This is a genomic window from Roseovarius faecimaris, from assembly GCF_009762325.1.
In the GTDB taxonomy this organism is placed as follows: Bacteria; Pseudomonadota; Alphaproteobacteria; order Rhodobacterales; family Rhodobacteraceae; genus Roseovarius; species Roseovarius faecimaris.
In genome coordinates, this window is record NZ_CP034348.1 from 1,212,562 (window position 1) to 1,231,399 (window position 18,838).

Consider the following 18,838-nt stretch of genomic DNA (forward strand, 5'->3'; position numbering starts at 1 on the left):
ATAGATCTTAGTAAAGGAATTGATTCATGCTGCATAGAGCGCTGGCCACGACGGCCCTGACATTGTGTGCGTCCATGGCGGTGGCCGAGTTCGAGCTTACCATTCTTCACACGAACGACTTCCACGCGCGGTTCGAGCCGATCACCCGTTATGACAATACCTGCAAGGAAGACGCCAACCAGGCGGGCGAGTGTTATGGCGGCTCGGCGCGGCTGGCCACGGCCATTTCGGACGCGCGCGGTCGGCATGAGAACACCATCCTGGTCGATGGCGGCGACCAGTTTCAGGGGACGCTGTTCTACACCTATTACAAGGGCACCATGGCCGCCAAGATGATGAACAAGATGGGCTATGACGCGATGACCGTGGGCAACCACGAGTTTGACGACGGCCCTGAGGTATTGCGCGGGTTCATGGATGCGCTGAACTTTCCGATCCTGATGTCCAATGCCGATGTGAGCGGAGAGAAATACCTGGCCGGGGTGCTGAAGAAGTCAACGGTGATCAGCCGGGGCGGTGAGCGGATCGGCCTGATTGGCGTGACCCCGCAGAACACCGATGAACTGGCCAGCCCGGGGCCCTATATCGTGTTCTACGATCCCGTGGACGGTGTGCAGACGCAGGTGAACCTGCTGCGCGATCAGGGGATCAACAAGATCATCGTGCTGAGCCATTCGGGGTATCTGGTGGATCAGCGTATCGCCGCCGAGACCGAAGGCGTCGATGTGATCGTGGGCGGGCATTCCAACACCTACCTGCATTCGGATGACGAGGATGCCGCGGGGCCGTACCCGACCATGGTGGGCAATACCGCGATTGTGCAGGCCTATGCCTATGGCAAGTTCCTGGGCGAGCTGAACGTGGTGTTTGACGATGACGGCGAGCTTGTCTCAGCCGTGGGCGCGCCGCTGATCATGGATGCCTCGGTGCATGAGGATGAGAGCATCAAGGCGCGGGTGACGGAGGCGGCCATTCCGCTCGACAAGATCCGCAACGAGGTGGTGGGCGAGGCTGTCGAGGCGATCGATGGCTCCTCGGCGTCTTGCCGGGCCGGGCCCTGTGCCATGGGGATTGCCATGGCCGAGGCGATGCTGGGCCGGGTGCGCGACCAGGGGATCGACGTGGCGATCACCAATGGCGGCGGCGTGCGGTCTGGCATCGACATGGGCGAGATCACCAAGGGCGAGGTGCTGACCGTGGCGCCGTTCCAGAACACGATGTCGACCTTCCGCCTGACCGGCGCGCAGATCGTTGCCGCGCTGGAAAACGGGTTTTCCCAGGTGGGCGAGGATGCCGGGCGGTTCCCGCAGGTGGCGGGGATGACGGTGACCTATGACGCCAGTGCGGAGCCGGGATCGCGGGTGCGCGACGTGACGGTAGGTGGCGCGCCTCTGGAGATGGACAAGCTCTATGGCGTGGTCTCGAACAACTATCTGCGCGGCGGCGGGGATGGCTACCGGGTGTTCGTAGATGCGGAGGATGCCTATGATTTCGGCCCCGATGTGGCCGATGTGCTGGCCGACTACCTGTCGCTCAACTCGCCCTTCACGCCGATGGTGGATGACCGGATCAAGCCTGCGGAGTGATCGCGCCGCTCGCCGCGCTCTGACGTGCGCGTCTCGCTGAGGGCGCGCGTCAGGGTTGGCGGGGGGAATTTGGCGCGCCGGGGATGCCTCCGGCGGGAGTATTTGGAGAACAATGAAAGGGCTCAGCGCCCCCAGCGATCAGCGGCGCGGCGCAGGCGGGTGCCGAAGAGGCGGGCGGTTTCGGCGTCACCGTCCGAGATCAGCCGGGATTTGTCCGGATCCGAGCGCGCCATGAGGCCCAGCATGGAGCCGTCACGGTCGATGCCGGGGCGGTCCGGGTTGACCGGCGCGCCGATCTCGGTCGCGCCGACCCAGAGCATGCCCATCTGCGCCGCGAAGATGCTGAGGCGCAGCAGCGTGCTGAGCTTGTCGCCCGAGGGGTAGGTGCCGATGGTGAAGCCCCCGGCGAGCTTGTTCTGCCAGCTTTGTGCGGTCCAGCGCGCATCAGAGGCCTCTTCGAGGAAGTGAACGTAGCGGGCGGCGACGGAGCCCATATAGGTGGGGCTGCCGAAGATGATGGCCGGGGCGGCGTCGAGCGCATCCCAGTCGGCCTGGGTCATCGTTTCGATATCGATCAGCCGGGCCGGGGCGGCGCCCTCGGCGATGGCCTGCGCGAGCCGTGCGGTATGGCCGTGGCCGGAGAAATAGGGGATGGCGATGGGATGGGTCATGGGGCGCAGTTTTGGCCGCTTGGATGGCTGGATGCAAGGGCGGCGGTTTGCTATGGCGGGCAGAGCGGCACCGGGGAGCGAGGGGATATGAGCGACGTCAAAGCACAATACGAGGCCTATCCCTATCCGGAGCGCGCGCCGGAGGAGGAGGCCAGGCGGCTGATCACCGGCTCGCCGTCGCATCCGCTGGAGATCGATCATTTCATTTATGGCGGACAGAGGGACTGGGCCCGGCCGCTGCGGGTGCTGGTGGCGGGCGGCGGGACCGGCGACGGGCTGGTGCAGCTGGCGCAGCTGATGGCGCAGGCGGGCAGGGCCTGTGAAATCACCTATGTGGATCTGTCAAAGGCCTCGCGGAAGATTGCCGAGGCCAGGATCAAGGCTCGGGGGCTCAAAGGCGTGCGGTTTGTCACCGGCAGCCTGCTGGATGCGCCTGAGCTGGGAACATTTGATTACATCGACTGCTGCGGGGTGTTGCATCACTTGCCGGAGCCTGCCGAGGGGTTCCGGGCCTTGCGCGCGGCATTGGCCCCGGGGGGTGGGATGGGGTTCATGGTCTATGCGCCGTATGGCCGCTCCGGGGTCTATCCTTTGCAGGAGGCGTTTGGCGCGCTTTATGCCGGGCTGGCCCCGGAGGAGAAACTGGCCGCCGCACGGGCGCTGCTGGAGCGGCTGCCGGAGGGGCATCCGTTTCGCTGCAATCCCAATCTGGGGGATCACCAGGACAGCGATGCCGGGTTCTATGACCTGCTGCTGCATAGCCAGGACCGGGCCTTTGATGTGCCTGCCCTGCTGCAGGTGCTGGGCGAGACCGGCTGGCGGCTGAGCGGGTTCACGATGCCCGCGCTCTATGATCTTGCCCGGATCACGCAGGTGCCCGAGGGACTGGATGAGGCAACGCGGATGGCGGTGGCCGAGAAGCTGCGCGGCACGATCAAGACCCATGTGGCCTATGCGGTGCCCGAGGAGGCCGAGACAGGGCGCGCGACCGGGGCCAACCGGGCGCTGGTGCCGCATCTGAAGGGTGTGGACGGGCGGGCGCTGGCGCAGGCGGCAGCGCAGGGTCAGGCGCCGAAGCTGAGCTTTGCCGGGGTCGAGGCGCGGCTGAGCCTGCCGAAAGAGGCCGCGCCGCTGCTGGCGGCGGTGAACGGGCGGCGGAGCCTGGCGGAGATTGCCGGGGCGACGAAGGCGGACCCGATCGCCTTTGGCGCGCTCTGGGGCAGGGTGGAGCGGGAGCTGGCGGACTGGGGTCTGTTGCTCTATTCCTCGATCCTTCGCTGATGCGCGGCGGCGCGCCGTTTCGTCAGCCCGGTGGCGCAGTGCCGCGGGCCGGGCGCGCGATCACCACCCAGGCCAGGTAGGCCGACAGGATTGCCGCGAAGAAGCACCAGACCGAAATGAACGCATAGGCGAAAAAGCCGTATGTGGCGACCAGCGAGACGGCCACCAGCGCGCCGAAGATGCGGATATGCCTGTGCGAGGAGAGCAGCAGGGCACTGACCACGATGGCGGCATAGAAAAGCTTGAGCGCCGTCCGGCTGATGATGCCTTCGTAGATCAGCGTGGTGCGGTACTCGATCGAGCGGTGGATCACCTCGACATAGAGCCAGTCGCGCAGAAGCGCCGCGGGCAGGAAGATAGAGAGCCCGAAGAGGCAGCCGATAACGCTGAGCCAGCCAAGGCCGCGGCGGCGCCGACCTGGGGGTTCGGTCAGCCAGACGGATAGCGGCACCCAGGCGAGCCAGAAAAAATGCGAGAAGAACAGGAAGCCGCGGGCGCTGGCTATGGTCAGAGCGGGGTCCTCTGCGCCGATGCCCAGCCACAATGCGCCTTCGATGGCCTGTTGCAGGCCGAACGCCAGGGGGTAGACCGCAAAGGGCCAGAGAGGAGAGCCCGTGCCGCGCGCATTGGCAAGCGTGATGGCGCCGAGGGGCACGAGCGCCCCGGCAAGGGTGAAGCTGGCGGTTGCGGAAAAGCACATGGTGCGGGCCTCCGGTTGGGGCGGTCAAGGCGATCTGATCTGACAAGTATACCGCGCGGCGGAGCAGGCCGGTTTGAGGTGGGTCAAAGGCGCCCGGTAATTTGATCAAATTTTGTTTCATGGGTGGCGCCGAGCGATTTGCGGCGTAATGTGTCAGATGTGTTGACCTTTTGAGGGAGGGGGGTGTCATGACGGACGCGCCCATACGCGTGGCGATCAACGGGTTTGGCCGGATTGGCCGGACCTTGCTGCGGATTCTCATGCGCGATGCGCCGGGGATCGAGCTGGTGCTGATCAACGAGATCGAGCCGCTGGAGACCTGCGCCTATCTGTTTCAGTATGACAGCGTGTTCGGCCCCTGGCCCGGAGAGGTCCGGGTTGAGCACCGGACGCTTGTCGTCGGTGAGCGGCGCATTCCCTTTCATGGCGAGACCGACCTGCGCGCGCTTGATCTGAGCGGTGTTGACGTGGTGCTGGAATGCACCGGCATGGGCGGGGCGCGGGCGATGGCCGAGAGGGGCCTTGAGGCCGGTGCCGGGGCGGTGCTGGTTTCGGGGCCGTCGGCGGAGGCGGATGTGACTTGCGTGCTGGGCGCCAACGAGGCCGATCTGGGGCAGCACCGGATCGTGTCGAACGCGTCATGCACCACCAATGCGCTGGCCCCGCTGGCGCGGCTTCTGGACGAGGCTTATGGCCTGAAAAGCGGGCAGATGACGACGGTGCATTGCTATACGGGCAGCCAGCCCACGGTGGACAAGCCGCGCGGCGCGCCGGAACGCAGCCGTGCTGCGGCGCTGTCGATGGTGCCCACCACTACAAGCGCCCAGCATCAGACCGGGCTGGTCCTGCCCTGGCTGAAAGGCCGGATCGAGGCGCGCGCCATCCGGGTGCCGACGGCCAGCGTGAGCTGCATCGACCTGACGGTGCAGACCGGGCGGCGGGTGACGGAAGAAGAGGTACGCGCGCTGATGCAAGAGGCTGCGCAAAGATCGGGCGTCTTCGGGTACACCGAACAGCCCCTGGTCAGCGCCGATCTGCGGCAGCGGCCGGAATCGATCATCCTGAGCGGGCCGGAAACCTCGGTATCGACGGGAGGATTGCTCAGGGTCTTTGGCTGGTATGACAATGAGTGGGGATTTTCCTGCCGGATGCTCGACATGGCGCGGCTGATGGCGGCGCGCTGAGCCGAGATGCATGCCGTCGGCGCGCGTTTTTTTGCCGAGAAGAAGAGGGGCGCACACCCTGTCGTGCGGCGCAGCGGGGCATGGCGCGCTTTGTTGTGACCCTTGCCAGCAGCGGTACCGGCGGCGTCTAGGCGGATTTTTCGGACATGCCCTGGCGGGCCGCCATGACATCGCGGGCCAGTGTCAGCGTGTAGGCTTCGAGATCGTGCAGGGCGGCGTCGGCCAGGGCGGCGTTGCGCGCCTCGAGCGCGTCGGCGATGCGGGTGTGCAGGCCGACAATGGCTTCGCGCGAGCGGGCGGTGAAGGTGATCATGTTCATCAGGGGTTGCATGGCCTCGACCGCGCCGGCGAGCTGGTAACTGAGCACCGGGTTGGCCGCTGAATCGACCAGCGCGCGGTGGAAGGTGACATCTGAGGCGCAGAAGCTTTCGTCACTCAGGCCGGGCTGACCCTGGCGGTGGATCTCGGCGCGCATCGTGGCCAGCATGTCGGGTGTGCGGCGCTGCGCGGCAAGGGGCGCGCACGCGCGTTCGAGCGCATAGCGGGCTTCGCAGGCGGTTGCGAAGCTGACCGCGTTCATGCTGAGCAGGAGCGTGGCGGTGGTGATCTGCTGGCCGTAGGCCTCTTCATAAGAGAGCCGGTTGACGAAGGCCCCGCCGAAGGCCCCGCGCTGGGTGCGGATGAGCGACTGGGCGGCGAGCCGTTTGAGCGCCTCGCGCACGGTGGAGCGGGAGACGGCGAACTGCTCGGCTAGCTCGGCTTCGGAGGGCAGGCGTTCATCGACGATCATCCGGCCCTCGACGATGGCATCGCGAATGGCCTGGGCAATCTGGGCCGAGAGGTCTGGCTTCTTATCAGGTTCAGTTTTCATTTGTCTGACATTTAAATGTCTGGCATTTGTGATGCAAGACTGAATTGATTCTCTCCGGTCTGAGGATTCGACCCTGAGCACCACCATCAGACATAGCTTGCGCAGCGCGCTTTGGCTGGCTTTTTTTGCGGCCATCCTTGCGGCGTGGTGGGTGATGTATTCCATGGCGATCGACATGGATGTCGATCTGATCGGGCGGCCGGGGGCCGAGGGCGCGATCATGCAGTCGATGGATCCGCGCATGCCGATGTATATGCCGATGGCCAATTTCGGGCCATTGTTCGCGATGTGGGCGATCATGATGGCGGCGATGATGCTGCCCACCATGGTGCCGACGCTTCGGTCGTACGAGGACCTGATCCACAGCGCCAACGGAAGCTGGGCCGGTTGGGCAGGTGTGCTGGCCGGGTATGCGATCATGTGGGTGGGTTTCGCCGCGCTGATCGCGGGCGTGCAGCTGGCGCTGCTCTTCGGCGGGGTGATCGACATGCTTGGGATCGCCAAATCGCCGCTGCTGGGTGCGGCACTGCTGATCGCGGTGGGCGCGTTTCAGTTCACCCGCACCAAGGAGCTGTGCCACGGGGTGTGCCATTCGCCGATGAGCTATTTCCTTGGCCATTGGCGACCCGGCGGCCTCGGTGGCTTGCGTATGGGGCTGGGGCTGGGCGCCTATTGCGTGGTCTGCTGCTGGGGTTTCATGGCGCTGGGTTTCGTCGGCGGGGTGATGAACCTCGCCTGGATGGGCCTCGCCACGCTTTTTATGGTGCTGGAAAAACTGCCCCAGATCGGGCACCGTGTGGTGCGCCCGCTGGGGATTGCAATGATCATCGGGGGGGTGGCCTGGGCCATTTCGCCGGTCGTAACGGGAGGATAGACCATGGCCGTGAAACGCAAACCCGAGGCCGATAAGCTGCCGGTGTCGCAGCGCATCGACAACCGGATGCCCAACCCCAAGCGTCGGCAGATGAGCCCGACGGAATGGGCCATCAAGGGCGAGCTTTTTCTGAACTGCTCATGCACGGTGTTCTGCCCCTGTGTGGTCAGCTTGGGGAACCATCCGCCCACCGAGGGCCATTGCCATGCCTGGATGGGCATTGCCATTGACGAGGGCCATTTCGAGGGCGAGGACCTCTCTGGGCTGAATGTCGGGCTGCTGGTGGATATCCCGGGCCGGATGGGCGAGGGCAACTGGAAAGTGGCCGCCTATGTGGACGAGCGCGCCTCGGGCAAGGCATATAACGGCATTCTGCAGATCTTCTCGGGCCAGGCGGGGGGCACGACGGGGCTTTTCACCATGCTGGTGAGCGAGATCATCGGCGCCGAGCGTCAGAAGGTCGATATTGTCCGCGAGGGCAAGAAGCGCGGCCTTTATATCGGGCGCAAGATCCAGGGCGAGATCGAGATGATCGACGGATCCTCACCCGATCATCCGGTCATGGTGACCAATTCGAAATACTGGATGGGGCCGGATATCATCGCCGCGAAAGGGCTGAAAAGCCGGGTGCGCGATTATGGCCGGGTCTGGGATTTCGGGGGCAAATCCGCCGAGATCTGCCCGATTGACTGGCACGGGCCAAAATAAGCCCATTTAAGGAGATACAGGGGTGGCGTTTATCTTTCCCTCGCGCCGGGTACGGCGCACGCCGTTCTCGGACGGTGTCGAGGCCGCGGGTGTGCGCGGCTATACGGTCTATAATCACATGCTGCTGCCGACGGTGTTTCACACCACCGAGGCCGATTATCGCCACCTGAAGACGCAGGTGCAGGTCTGGGATGTCGCCTGTGAGCGGCAGGTGCAGGTGAAGGGCCCGGATGCGCGGCGGCTGATCCAGTACCTGACCCCGCGCGATCTGAGCACACTGCGCGAAGATCGCTGCATGTATATCCCGGTCTGCGATCAGAATGGCGGGATGCTGAACGATCCGGTGCTGCTGGATGCGGGGCCCGACACCTACTGGATTTCCATCGCCGACAGCGATTTCCTCTTTTGGGTGCAGGCGGTGGCGGGCATGGGCAATTTCGATGTCGAGGTGACCGAGCCCGATGTCTCGCCCTTGGCCGTCCAAGGCCCGCTGGCCGACGAGCTGATGTCCCGGGTCTTTGGCGGCGCTGTGACGGGCCTGCGGTTTTTCGGTTGTGGCCGGTTCGAGTGGGAGGGGCATGAGTTCCTGATCGCGCGCTCGGGCTATTCCAAGCAGGGGGGCTTTGAGATCTACGTGAATGACACAGCCCTTGGCATGCCGCTTTGGGACGCGTTGTTCGCGGCCGGCGAGGATTTGCAGGTGCGGGCGGGCTGTCCGAACCTGATCGAGCGGATCGAGGGCGGATTGCTGAGCTATGGCAACGACATGACGCGCGAAAACTCGCCAATGGAATGTGGGTTGGGGCGCTATGTGTCGGATAACCAGCTGGAGCATTGCATCGGCGGACGGGCGCTGCGCGAAGAGCGTGAGGCGGGCTCGAAACGGATGATCCGCCCGGTGGCGATTGAGGGCATGGCCCCGCCCAGCGACCGGGCCTGGCCGCTTTATGCGGACGGCCGCCAGGTCGGGCGCGTGTCGTCGGCCGCCTACAGCCCCGATTTCGAGACCACGGTGGCGATCGCCATGGTGGACCGGTCGCACTGGGATGCCGGCACCGCGCTGGAGGTGGATACGCAGGATGGTATGCTCTCGGGTGTTGTGCAGGACCGGTTCTGGATCTGAGCGGGGCTGAGAAAATTCGTACGAATTTTCTTTTGCCTTCGGCGAGAGTATTTTTGGAACAATGAAGGAGAGAGAGATGTTCAAGGCACTTGTGGTTGAGAAGGACGAAGACAGCGGCAAGACCTCCGCGGTGGTGCAGGAGATCAGCGAGGATCAGCTGCCCGAGGCCGATGTGACGGTGGCGGTCGAGTATTCGACAGTCAACTACAAGGACGGGTTGTGCATCGGGCCGGGCGGCGGGCTGGTGCGCAAGTATCCGCATGTGCCGGGGATCGATTTTGCCGGAACCGTGGAGGCCTCGGAGGACGACCGTTACAAGCCCGGCGACAAGGTGGTGCTGACCGGCTGGCGCGTGGGCGAGGCGCATTGGGGCGGTTATGCCCAGAAGGCCCGGGTCAAGGCCGATTGGCTGGTGCCGCTGCCCGAGGGGCTGGATGCGCGTCAGGCGATGGCCGTGGGTACGGCGGGTTTTACGGCGATGCTGGCAGTGATGGCGCTGGAGGATCACGGGCTCGAGCCGGGGCATGGTCCGGTACTGGTCACCGGGGCCGCGGGCGGTGTGGGATCGGTCGCGACGGCGATCCTTGCCAATCTGGGCTATGAGGTGGCGGGTGTCACCGGGCGGCCGGAAACGGGCGATTACCTGAAAAGCCTCGGCGCGAGCCAGATCGTGCCGCGCGAGGACCTGAACGAGACCACCAAGCGCCCGCTGGAGGGTGAGACCTGGGCGGGCTGTGTCGATGCCGTGGGCGGCGAGATGCTGGCGCGCGTGCTGGGGCAGATGAAATATGGCTGCTCGGTCGCGGCTGTGGGTCTGGCCGGGGGGGCGGCGCTGCCTGCGACGGTCATCCCCTTCCTGCTGCGCGGGGTGAACCTTTTGGGGATCGACAGCGTCATGCAGCCCTATGACAACCGCGTGCGGGCATGGCAGCGCATTGCCAGCGACCTGCCGATGGACAAGCTCGAGGCGATGATCCAGCCCGCGACGCTGGAGGATCTGCCGGGGTTGGGGCGTGACATCCTGAAGGGTCAGGTCAAGGGCCGGGTCGTGGTGGATGTGAACGCCTGATCTTGGGCGCCGATCTGATCATACGAAAGGCGCGGGCCGGAGACTGGCCCGCGCTTTGGTCCATCCTTCAGCCGGTGATCCGCGCGGGTGAGACCTATGCGATCGATCCCGCGCTGCCGGAAGAGGCGGCGCGCGCGATGTGGATGGAGGCGCCTGCCGCCACCTATCTGGCCGAGCAGGGCGGAGACATCCTCGGAACCTACTATATCAAGACCAATGCCGCGGGCGGCGGCGCGCATGTGTGCAACTGCGGCTATATGGTGGGCGAGGCGGCGCGCGGGCGCGGCGTGGCCGGGGCCATGTGCGCCCATTCCCAGGAGGCCGCGCGCGCGCTTGGCTATCGCGCCATGCAATTCAACATGGTGCTGTGCTCCAACACAGGCGCGATCCGGCTTTGGGAAAAGATGGGATATGACACGGTGGGCCGGCTGCCGCGTGTCTTCGCGCATCCGAGCGAGGGGTTGGTGGATGCGCTGGTCATGTATAAGTGGCTGGAGGATACCCCGGCCTGACGCGTCACGGGAAAGTATGGGACGCTGCTTGGGAAACCACGGCACATGCCCCAAGAGTCGACGAATCAACCGCAGATTTAGGGGTGTTTCGCCCGTAGCATGGGGTTTGTTACCCCTTAATTGCGGCTGAGCTTCGAAAAATTTCAAGATATCCGGGAATTGATGGGACTTTTTTGCCGGTCAAGGTGGGCCACTATATATTGTGTTCGGTGGGCGGAATTCAGCTAGGTTATGCGCCAGTAGGGTGATTTTCTCCACATGATCTTGTTTTTCTAGGGGGTGAAAAACAAGATGCAGTGGCAAATTCCCAAAAAATGTTCTTGATTACCATGAATTCCCGTGTCATCCCTAATGACAGATGAAGACGGGACAGGGGCACCAAACGACCCCGAACACAAAAAACCCTAAGGCAGGTTCATACAGGCATCCGCTTTCATCGAACGAAGAGATCCGGCGCGCGGGCGAGCAGACATCCCCCCAGGTGGCGCGCGCAGCTGGACACCCCGCAAGCGCGGGACGAGGGCGGCGGATTGGGCAGTGGCAGCAGCTCAATCCGTCGTTTTCGTTTCTGAAACGGAATTTTGGGGGACAGGAAAGGGCCGGGACAGTTGGGTCGCAGGTTCAGAGGTGAAAGCCATCACAAGGTGGATGGCAAGGGGCGGGTGAGCATCCCGGCCTCGTTTCGCCGTGTGCTGGAAGCCTCGGACCCGAACTGGCGCGATGGCGACAACCCGGAGCTTGTGATCGTCTATGGCGATCACCGCCGCAATTACCTGGAATGCTACACGATGGAGGCGATCGACGAGGTCGATGCCAAGATCGACGCGCTGCCGCGCGGCTCAATGGAGCGCAAGATGCTGCAACGGCTGTTTCATGGCCAGTCGCTGCCCACGTCGGTGGATGAGACGGGGCGGCTGGTCCTGCCCGCGAAGCTGCGGCAGAAGATCGATCTGGACAATGAGGCGTTTTTCATCGCCGCAGGCGATACGTTCCAGATCTGGAAGCCCGAGACCTATGAGGCCGAGGAACTGGCCAAGACCGAAGAGTGGCTTGATGAGCTGCCCGATGACTTCGATCCGCTCGTCTATCTGGACGGTGTGAAAGGGGAGTAACGCATGGCCGCTGCCGCCCGCATCCCCGATGAGGCCCCCCATATTCCCGTTCTGTTGCGCCCGCTTCTGGCGGCGGTGGCCCCGGTCAGCGGCGTCTGGCTGGATGGCACGCTGGGGGCCGGAGGTTACACGCGCGGCTTGCTGGAGGCCGGTGCCGATCAGGTGATCGGGCTGGACCGCGATCCGCTGGCGCTGGAGATGGCCGAAGGCTGGGCCGCGCCGTATGGCGACCGCGTCCGGCTGGTGCAGGGGGTGTTTTCCGAACTGGACGAGGTGGCAAGTGATCTTGATGGGGTTGTGCTCGATCTGGGCGTGAGCTCCATGCAGCTCGACCGGGCCGAGCGCGGCTTTTCCTTCATGAAGGACGGCCCGCTCGATATGCGGATGAGCCAGGAGGGCACCTCTGCCGCGGATCTGGTGAATGAGCTTGGCGAGGCGGAGCTGGCCGATATCCTTTATCTCTATGGCGAGGAACGGGCGAGCCGCCGGATTGCGCGGGCGATTGTGCGGGCGCGCGAGGCGGCGCCGATCACCGGCACCCTGCGGCTTGCGGAAATTGTCGAGAGCTGTCTGCCGCGCGCCAAGCCGGGTCAGGCGCATCCCGCGACACGCAGTTTTCAGGCGCTGAGGATTGCGGTGAATGACGAATATGGCGAGCTTCTGGGCGGGCTGGAGGCGGCGGAGCGGGCGCTGAAGCCTGGCGGCAAGCTGGCCGTGGTGACCTTTCATTCGGTCGAGGACCGGATGGTGAAGCGCTTTTTGCAGGCGCGCTCGGGCGGCGGCGGCGGGGGCAGCCGCTATGCCCCGGAGATCGTCAGGGACGCGCCGCAATTCATTGTGAAGACACGCAAGGCCATTGGTCCGGATGACCGGGAGCTGGCCGAGAACCCGCGGTCGCGCAGTGCCAAGCTGAGGGTGGCGGAGCGAACGGATGCCGCCCCCGGCAGGACCGACCGCAAAGCCCTGGGAATGCCGATGTTGAAGGGGGAAAGATAATGCGCAGCTTTCTTGTGGTGATCACGGCGGTGGCGGTGATTGCGCTGGCCTTCTGGGCCTATCGCGAGAATTACGAGACGCAGGAGGCGCAGGCCGAGGCGCGGGATCTGATGCAGGAGATTGCCCGGGAACGCCAGCGCTTGCGCATGCTCAATGCCGAATGGGCCTATCTCAACCGTCCCGAGCGTCTGCGCGACCTTGCCGAGCTCAATTTCGACAAGCTGGGGCTGGTGCCGCTGCGCCCGGATCAGTTTGGCCGGATCGATCAGGTGGCCTTCCCGCGTGAGGAAGAGGAACTGCCGATCCTGAACCCTGTCGAGGTGTCCAACATGGAGCAATTCCCATGATCCGTACGCCGCTGCGCCCGCTGGCGCGCATCCTTGAGGCCCGCGCGAAGGGCGAGAACCCCGACGCCATCGAGCGCGAGAATATCCGCCTGCGCCACGAAGAAGAGCGCGACCGCGCCCGCAAGCGGGCCGAGGGCCGGCTTCTGGTGCTGGGGGTGGTGTTCTTTGCCGCCTTCTCGGTGATTGGCGGGCGCATGGGTGTACTGGCCAATTCGGAACCCGCGGAGCCGCGCATTTCGGTGGCCGGGGCGGACATCTATGCCCAGCGGGCCGATATCGTGGACCGCAAGGGCCGGATTCTGGCGACCAACCTTGAGACGCACAGCCTCTATGCTCAGCCGCAACAGATGATCGAGCCCGTCCGCACGGCCAAGGCGCTGGTCAAGATCTTCCCGGACCTGAAGGAAGAGCGGCTGATCAAGGATTTCACCGGCAAGCGCAAGTTCTTGTGGATCAAGAAGAAAATCAGCCCGGAACAGAAACAGGCGGTGCATGAGATCGGCGAGCCCGGCCTGCTTTTCGGACCGCGCGAGATGCGGCTTTATCCCAATGGCACGCTGGCGGCCCATGTGCTTGGCGGGGCAAGCTTTGGCCGCGAGGGGGTGCATGCGGCCGAAGTGATCGGCGTGGCGGGCATTGAGAAGTTTTATGACGAGCGCTTGCGCAACCCCGCAGAGGGGCACAAACCGCTGGAGCTGTCGCTTGATCTGACCATTCAGGCGGCGATCGAGCGGGTGCTCTATGGGGGCATGCGGATCATGAACGCCAAGGGCGCTGCGGCGGTGCTGATGGATGTGCATACCGGCGAGGTGATCTCGATTGCCAGCCTTCCCACATTTGACCCCAATGACCGCCCGCGCCCGCCGACCGAAGGCAATCCGAGCGACAGCCCGCTCTTCAACCGGGCGGTGCAGGGGGTGTATGAGCTGGGCTCGACCTTCAAGATTTTCGCCGCCGCGCAGGCGCTGGAGCTTGGGCTGGTGAATGCCGAGACGATCATCGACACCTCGGGGCCGATGAAAGTGGGCGGGCATACGATTGGTGAGTTCGACCGCAAGAATTACGGCAAGATCAGCGTGTCGGAGATAATCGTGAAGTCATCGAACCGGGGCACCGGCCGGATGGCGTTGCAGATCGGCCCGAAGCGGCAGAAAGAGTTTCTCGAAACGCTGGGGTTCTTCGAGCCCACGGGGCTTGAGATTGTCGAATCGAAAGGCGGCAAGCCGCTTTTGCCGCAACGCTGGACGGACCTCTCGACGGTGACGATCTCCTACGGGCACGGCCTGTCTTCCAGTCCGCTGCATCTGGCGGCGGGCTATGCGGCGATTGCCAATGGCGGCACGCGGATCCGGCCCACCTTGCTGAAACAGGACGGCCCGCAGAACGGGGAGCGCGTCATGTCGCCCGCCACGGCCCGCGAGGCGCGCACCATGCTGCGCAAGGTGGTGACCGAAGGCACGGCCAGCATGGGCGACGTGCCGGGATATGCGGTGGGCGGCAAGACCGGCACCGCCGACAAGCCCAAGGAGCGCGGCGGCGGCTACTACAAGGACAAGACCATCACCACCTTCGCCAGCATCTTCCCGGCGCACAAGCCGGAATACGTGCTGATCGTGACGCTGGACGAGCCGGTGGAAACCTCGGGGTCGAAACCGCGCCGCACGGCGGGGTGGACGGCGGTCCCCGTGGCCTCCGAGATCACCCGGCGCGTGGCCCCTCTGCTTGGCCTGCGGCCCGAGATTGAACCCGCCCAATTTAGCGGTATAACGCTGACATCGAATTGACCCGTGATCAGGGACAGGTGATGTGGGGCAGACAGTGACTTTGGCAGGTCTGGGGCTAACGGCGCAAGGCGGCCGCAGCCCCGAGATCACGGGGCTGGCGGTGGACAGCCGCGAGGTGAAACCGGGCTATCTTTTCGCCGCCTTGCCCGGCACGCGGGTGCATGGGGGCGAGTTCATCCAATATGCGCTGCGCATGGGGGCGGCGGCGGTGCTGACCGACGCGCAGGGTGCCGAGATCGCCCGCGCGGAACTGGCGGCGAGCGAGGCCGCGCTGGTCATCGCCGAGGATCCCCGTCAGACGCTGGCCTATGCCGCGGCCCTCTGGTTTGGCGCACAGCCCGAGACCATGGTTGCGGTGACCGGGACCAACGGCAAAACCTCGGTGGCGAGCTTTACCCGGCAGATCTGGGCGGCACTGGGCTTTGACGCCGTGAACCTTGGCACCACGGGGGTGGAAGGGGCATGGAGCGCACCGCTCAAGCACACCACGCCGGAGCCGATCACCCTGCACCGGACGCTGGCCGAGGCCGAGGCCCATGGGATCACCCATGCGGCGATGGAGGCCTCGTCGCACGGGCTGGAACAGCGCCGCCTGGATGGCGTGCGGCTGGCGGCGGCGGGGTTCACAAACTTCACCCAGGATCATCTGGATTACCACGCCACGTTTGAGGAATACTTCGCGGCCAAGGCCGGGCTTTTCGCGCGGGTGCTGCCCGAGGATGGCGTGGCGGTGATCAACATGGATGATCCGCGCGGCCCGGACATGGCCGAGATCGCGCTTGATCGGGGCCAGGAGGTGATCCGCGTGGGCTCTGCCCCCGGCAATGACCTGCAAATCCTCGCGCAGCGGTTCGAGGCGACGGGACAGGAGTTGCGCTTTGACTGGCATGGCCGGGTGCAGCAGCTCAGGCTGGGGCTGATCGGCGGGTTTCAGGCCGAGAACCTGATGATTGCGGCCGGGCTGGTGATCGCCTCGGGTGCGGACCCGGACCGGGTGTTCGAGACGCTGCCGCAGATGACCACGGTGCGCGGCCGGATGCAGTTGGCCGCGACGCGCGAAAATGGCGCGGCGGTGTTCGTGGATTACGCCCATACGCCCGATGCGGTGGCCACGGCGCTCAAGGCGCTGCGCCCGCATGTGATGGGCCGGCTGGTGGCGATTGTCGGCGCGGGCGGGGACCGCGACCCGACCAAGCGGCCCCTGATGGGGCAGGCGGCGGCAGACCATGCGGATGTCGTGATCGTGACCGATGACAACCCGCGCAGCGAGGACCCCGCCGCGATCCGAGCGGCGGTGATGCAGGGCTGCCCGGAGGCCACCGAGGTGGGCGACCGCGCCGAGGCGATCCTGCGCGGCGTGGACGCGCTGGGGCCGGGCGACGCGCTGCTGATCTCGGGCAAGGGGCATGAGACCGGGCAGATCGTGGGCGACGATGTGCTGCCCTTTGACGACACCGAACAGGCGAGCGTGGCGGTGGCCGCGCTCGATGGGGGCGGGGCATGAGCCTTTGGTCCTCACATGACGCCGCCGAGGCCACGGGCGGGCGTAGCACCGGTGACTGGCAGGCGAGCGGTGTGTCGATCGACACGCGCACCCTCCAGCCGGGCGATCTTTTCGTGGCCCTCAAGGATGTGCGCGACGGGCATGAGTTTGTCGCGCAGGCGCTGGAGAAAGGCGCCGCCGCGGCCCTTGTCAACCATATCCCCGACGGGGTGCCGGAGGATGCGCCGCTGTTGATCGTGAAGGACGTTCTTCCTGCGCTGGAGGCATTGGGCGTCGCGGCACGGGCGCGCACCGGGGCGAAGGTCGTGGCGGTGACCGGCTCGGTCGGCAAGACCTCGACCAAGGAAATGCTGCGCGACGTGCTGTCCCATCAGGGGCGCACCCATGCGGCGGAGGCCAGTTACAACAACCACTGGGGCGTGCCGCTGACGCTGGCGCGGATGCCTGCCGACACGGAATTCGCCGTGATCGAGATCGGCATGAGCAATCCCGGCGAGATCGCGCCCTTGAGCCGCATGGCACGCCCGCATGTGGCGATTGTGACCACCGTCGCGGCGGCGCATCTGGAGGCGTTCGAAAACCTCGAAGGGATCGCCCATGAAAAGGCGTCGATCTTCGAAGGGCTGGAGCCGGGCGGCGTGGCCATTGTCAACGGCGATGTCGAGACGGCCCCGATCCTGAGGCAGAAAGCAGAGGCGCGGGCGGCCCGCGTGATCGGTTTCGGTGCGGATGACGCCAATGATCACCGGCTGCTCAAGGTCAGTCTGGGCGACGAGGTGACAACCGTGCAGGCGCGCGCGGGCGACGTGCCGGTCCTTTACAAGCTGGGCGTGGTGGGTCGGCATTTCGCCCATAACGCGCTGGCCGTGCTGGCCGCGGTCGAGGCGATGGGCGGTGATCTCGCGGTGGCGGCCTCTGACCTCGGGCACTGGGTGCCGCCGGGGGGGCGCGGACGGCGCGAGACGCTGATCCTCGACAAGAGCGATGACAGCCTGACCGTCGATCTGCTGGACGATGCGTTCAATGCCAACCCGACCTCGATGGCGGCCTCGCTGGAGGTGCTGGCCGCCGCAACGCCCATGGAAGGGGTGGGGCGGATTGACAAGGGCCGACGCATCGCCATCCTTGGCGACATGCTTGAGCTTGGTCCCGATGAGGCGGCGATGCATGCCGCCCTTGCCGACCTGCCCGCGATGCAGGCGGTGACGCTGGTGCATTGCGTGGGCCCACGGATGCGTCACCTTTACGAGGCGTTGCCCGAACATCAGCGCGGTAAATGGGTTGCAACCGCGCCGGAATTGGCGGATGAGGCACTCCGCCTGCTGGATGCGGGCGACGTGGTGCTGGTCAAGGGCTCGAAGGGCAGCAAGGTCAGCCTGGTGGTTGATGCGCTGCGCCGCGCCTGCCGGACCAAGGAAAAGGACGAGTAGATGCTGTATTGGTTGACCGCATGGTCGGATGGCGGGGATTTCTTCAACCTCTTTCGCTATATCACCTTCCGATCTGGCGGGGCGTTCATGACGGCGCTGCTCTTCGGGTTCATCTTTGGCAAGCCACTGATCAACATGCTGCGGGTCCGGCAAGGCAAGGGCCAGCCCATTCGCGATGACGGCCCGGAGGGGCACTTCGTCAAGGCCGGCACACCGACGATGGGAGGCTTACTGATCGTGGGCGCCCTGGTGACCTCGACGCTTCTCTGGGCGCGGCTGGACAATCCGTTTGTCTGGCTGGTTCTTTTCGTAACGCTGGCCTTCGGCACCATCGGCTTTGCGGATGATTACGCCAAGGTCAGCAAGCAGAACGTGTCGGGCGTGTCGGGCAAGGTAAGGCTGGGCATGGGGTTCGTCATCGCAGGTGTCGCCTCGTGGTGGGCCAGCATGTATCACCCCGAGGCGCTGCAATATCAGCTTGCCCTACCGGTCTTCAAGGACACGCTGATCAATCTCGGGCTGTTCTTCATCCCCTTCGCGATGTTCGTGATCGTGGGGGCCGCCAATGCGGTGAACCTGACCGACGGGCTGGATGGTCTTGCGATCATGCCGGTGATGATTGCCGCCGGCACGCTGGGGCTGATCGCCTATGCGGTGGGGCGCGTGGACTTCACCGAATATCTCGATGTGCATTACGTGCCGGGCACCGGGGAAATTCTGGTCTTTGTGGCAGGCCTTGCGGGCGGTGGTCTTGGGTTCCTGTGGTATAACGCGCCGCCGGCGGCCGTGTTCATGGGCGATACCGGGTCTCTGGCCCTGGGTGGGGCACTTGGCGCCATCGCCGTGGCCACCAAGCACGAGATCGTGCTGGGCATTGTCGGCGGCCTGTTCGTGGTCGAAGCGCTGAGCGTGATCATCCAGGTGCTCTATTTCAAACGCACCGGCAAGCGCGTCTTCCTGATGGCGCCGATCCACCACCATTACGAGAAAAAAGGCTGGGCCGAGCCGCAGATCGTGATCCGCTTCTGGATCATCGCGCTGATCCTGGCGATGATCGGGCTGGCGACGCTGAAGGTGCGCTAGTGG

At 65.0% G+C, this 18,838-nt stretch carries 18 protein-coding genes; 15 read left to right on the plus strand and 3 right to left on the minus strand.

Annotated features, from left to right (window positions below):
• Nucleotides 1-26 precede the first annotated feature (26 nt).
• A complete protein-coding gene (locus tag EI983_RS06400; RefSeq protein WP_157706553.1) occupies nucleotides 27-1,586 on the plus strand; it encodes a bifunctional metallophosphatase/5'-nucleotidase in 1,560 nt (519 codons plus the stop codon).
• A gap of 122 nt (nucleotides 1,587-1,708) precedes the next feature.
• Here the strand turns inward: EI983_RS06400 and EI983_RS06405 are convergent, their stop codons facing one another.
• Nucleotides 1,709-2,257 (minus strand): flavodoxin family protein, encoded by a 549-nt coding sequence (locus EI983_RS06405; RefSeq protein ID WP_157706554.1) that lies wholly within the window; start codon nucleotides 2,255-2,257, stop codon nucleotides 1,709-1,711.
• 87 nt (nucleotides 2,258-2,344) lie between these two features.
• Between EI983_RS06405 and EI983_RS06410 the strand changes: the two genes are divergently transcribed.
• Entirely contained in the window at nucleotides 2,345-3,538 is a 1,194-nt protein-coding gene (locus tag EI983_RS06410) for a class I SAM-dependent methyltransferase (protein WP_157706555.1), read from the plus strand.
• Nucleotides 3,539-3,560: 22 nt separating this feature from the next.
• Here the strand turns inward: EI983_RS06410 and EI983_RS06415 are convergent, their stop codons facing one another.
• The gene (locus EI983_RS06415; RefSeq protein WP_157706556.1) at nucleotides 3,561-4,238 is read right to left on the minus strand and encodes a DUF6629 family protein; all 678 of its coding nucleotides are present in this window, start codon (nucleotides 4,236-4,238) and stop codon (nucleotides 3,561-3,563) included.
• A 188-nt stretch (nucleotides 4,239-4,426) separates the two neighbouring features.
• Between EI983_RS06415 and EI983_RS06420 the strand changes: the two genes are divergently transcribed.
• Nucleotides 4,427-5,422 (plus strand): type I glyceraldehyde-3-phosphate dehydrogenase, encoded by a 996-nt coding sequence (locus tag EI983_RS06420; RefSeq protein ID WP_157706557.1) that lies wholly within the window; start codon nucleotides 4,427-4,429, stop codon nucleotides 5,420-5,422.
• Nucleotides 5,423-5,549: 127 nt separating this feature from the next.
• Here the strand turns inward: EI983_RS06420 and EI983_RS06425 are convergent, their stop codons facing one another.
• Nucleotides 5,550-6,293, minus strand: coding sequence for a FadR/GntR family transcriptional regulator (locus EI983_RS06425; RefSeq protein WP_157706558.1), 744 nt, complete (start codon nucleotides 6,291-6,293; stop codon nucleotides 5,550-5,552).
• 85 nt (nucleotides 6,294-6,378) lie between these two features.
• Between EI983_RS06425 and EI983_RS06430 the strand changes: the two genes are divergently transcribed.
• The 12 genes from EI983_RS06430 to mraY all read left to right on the plus strand — a co-directional run bounded on the left by EI983_RS06430 (nucleotide 6,379) and on the right by mraY (nucleotide 18,835).
• Nucleotides 6,379-7,167, plus strand: coding sequence for a DUF2182 domain-containing protein (locus EI983_RS06430; protein WP_157709005.1), 789 nt, complete (start codon nucleotides 6,379-6,381; stop codon nucleotides 7,165-7,167).
• Between the two features lie 3 nt (nucleotides 7,168-7,170).
• Nucleotides 7,171-7,875: a DUF1326 domain-containing protein gene (locus EI983_RS06435; protein WP_157706559.1), complete on the plus strand. Its 705-nt coding sequence runs from the start codon at nucleotides 7,171-7,173 to the stop codon at nucleotides 7,873-7,875.
• A 22-nt stretch (nucleotides 7,876-7,897) separates the two neighbouring features.
• Complete coding sequence (locus EI983_RS06440; RefSeq protein WP_157706560.1) at nucleotides 7,898-8,998, plus strand: dimethylsulfoniopropionate demethylase; 1,101 nt, start codon at nucleotides 7,898-7,900, stop codon at nucleotides 8,996-8,998.
• Between the two features lie 76 nt (nucleotides 8,999-9,074).
• Nucleotides 9,075-10,067, plus strand: coding sequence for an acrylyl-CoA reductase (NADPH) (acuI, locus tag EI983_RS06445; RefSeq protein WP_157706561.1), 993 nt, complete (start codon nucleotides 9,075-9,077; stop codon nucleotides 10,065-10,067).
• A 2-nt stretch (nucleotides 10,068-10,069) separates the two neighbouring features.
• On the plus strand, nucleotides 10,070-10,579 hold the full coding sequence (locus EI983_RS06450) for a GNAT family N-acetyltransferase (protein ID WP_425500899.1): 510 nt from the start codon (nucleotides 10,070-10,072) through the stop codon (nucleotides 10,577-10,579).
• 608 nt (nucleotides 10,580-11,187) lie between these two features.
• Nucleotides 11,188-11,691 carry a division/cell wall cluster transcriptional repressor MraZ gene (gene mraZ, locus EI983_RS06455; RefSeq protein ID WP_157706562.1) on the plus strand — a complete coding sequence of 168 codons (504 nt, stop codon included), beginning with the start codon at nucleotides 11,188-11,190 and terminating at the stop codon, nucleotides 11,689-11,691.
• 3 nt (nucleotides 11,692-11,694) lie between these two features.
• Nucleotides 11,695-12,687, plus strand: a complete 993-nt coding sequence (gene rsmH, locus EI983_RS06460) for a 16S rRNA (cytosine(1402)-N(4))-methyltransferase RsmH (protein ID WP_157706563.1) — start codon at nucleotides 11,695-11,697, stop codon at nucleotides 12,685-12,687.
• A complete protein-coding gene (ftsL, locus tag EI983_RS06465; protein WP_198389386.1) occupies nucleotides 12,687-13,034 on the plus strand; it encodes a cell division protein FtsL in 348 nt (115 codons plus the stop codon). Before rsmH ends, ftsL begins: the two co-directional genes overlap by 1 nt.
• Entirely contained in the window at nucleotides 13,031-14,818 is a 1,788-nt protein-coding gene (locus EI983_RS06470) for a peptidoglycan D,D-transpeptidase FtsI family protein (RefSeq protein WP_157706564.1), read from the plus strand. Before ftsL ends, EI983_RS06470 begins: the two co-directional genes overlap by 4 nt.
• 22 nt (nucleotides 14,819-14,840) lie before the next feature.
• The gene (locus EI983_RS06475) at nucleotides 14,841-16,322 is read left to right on the plus strand and encodes a UDP-N-acetylmuramoyl-L-alanyl-D-glutamate--2,6-diaminopimelate ligase (protein WP_157706565.1); all 1,482 of its coding nucleotides are present in this window, start codon (nucleotides 14,841-14,843) and stop codon (nucleotides 16,320-16,322) included.
• A complete protein-coding gene (locus EI983_RS06480) occupies nucleotides 16,319-17,752 on the plus strand; it encodes a UDP-N-acetylmuramoyl-tripeptide--D-alanyl-D-alanine ligase (RefSeq protein WP_157706566.1) in 1,434 nt (477 codons plus the stop codon). Before EI983_RS06475 ends, EI983_RS06480 begins: the two co-directional genes overlap by 4 nt.
• Nucleotides 17,753-18,835, plus strand: coding sequence for a phospho-N-acetylmuramoyl-pentapeptide-transferase (mraY, locus tag EI983_RS06485; RefSeq protein WP_157706567.1), 1,083 nt, complete (start codon nucleotides 17,753-17,755; stop codon nucleotides 18,833-18,835).
• The last annotated feature ends 3 nt before the right edge of the window (nucleotides 18,836-18,838 follow it).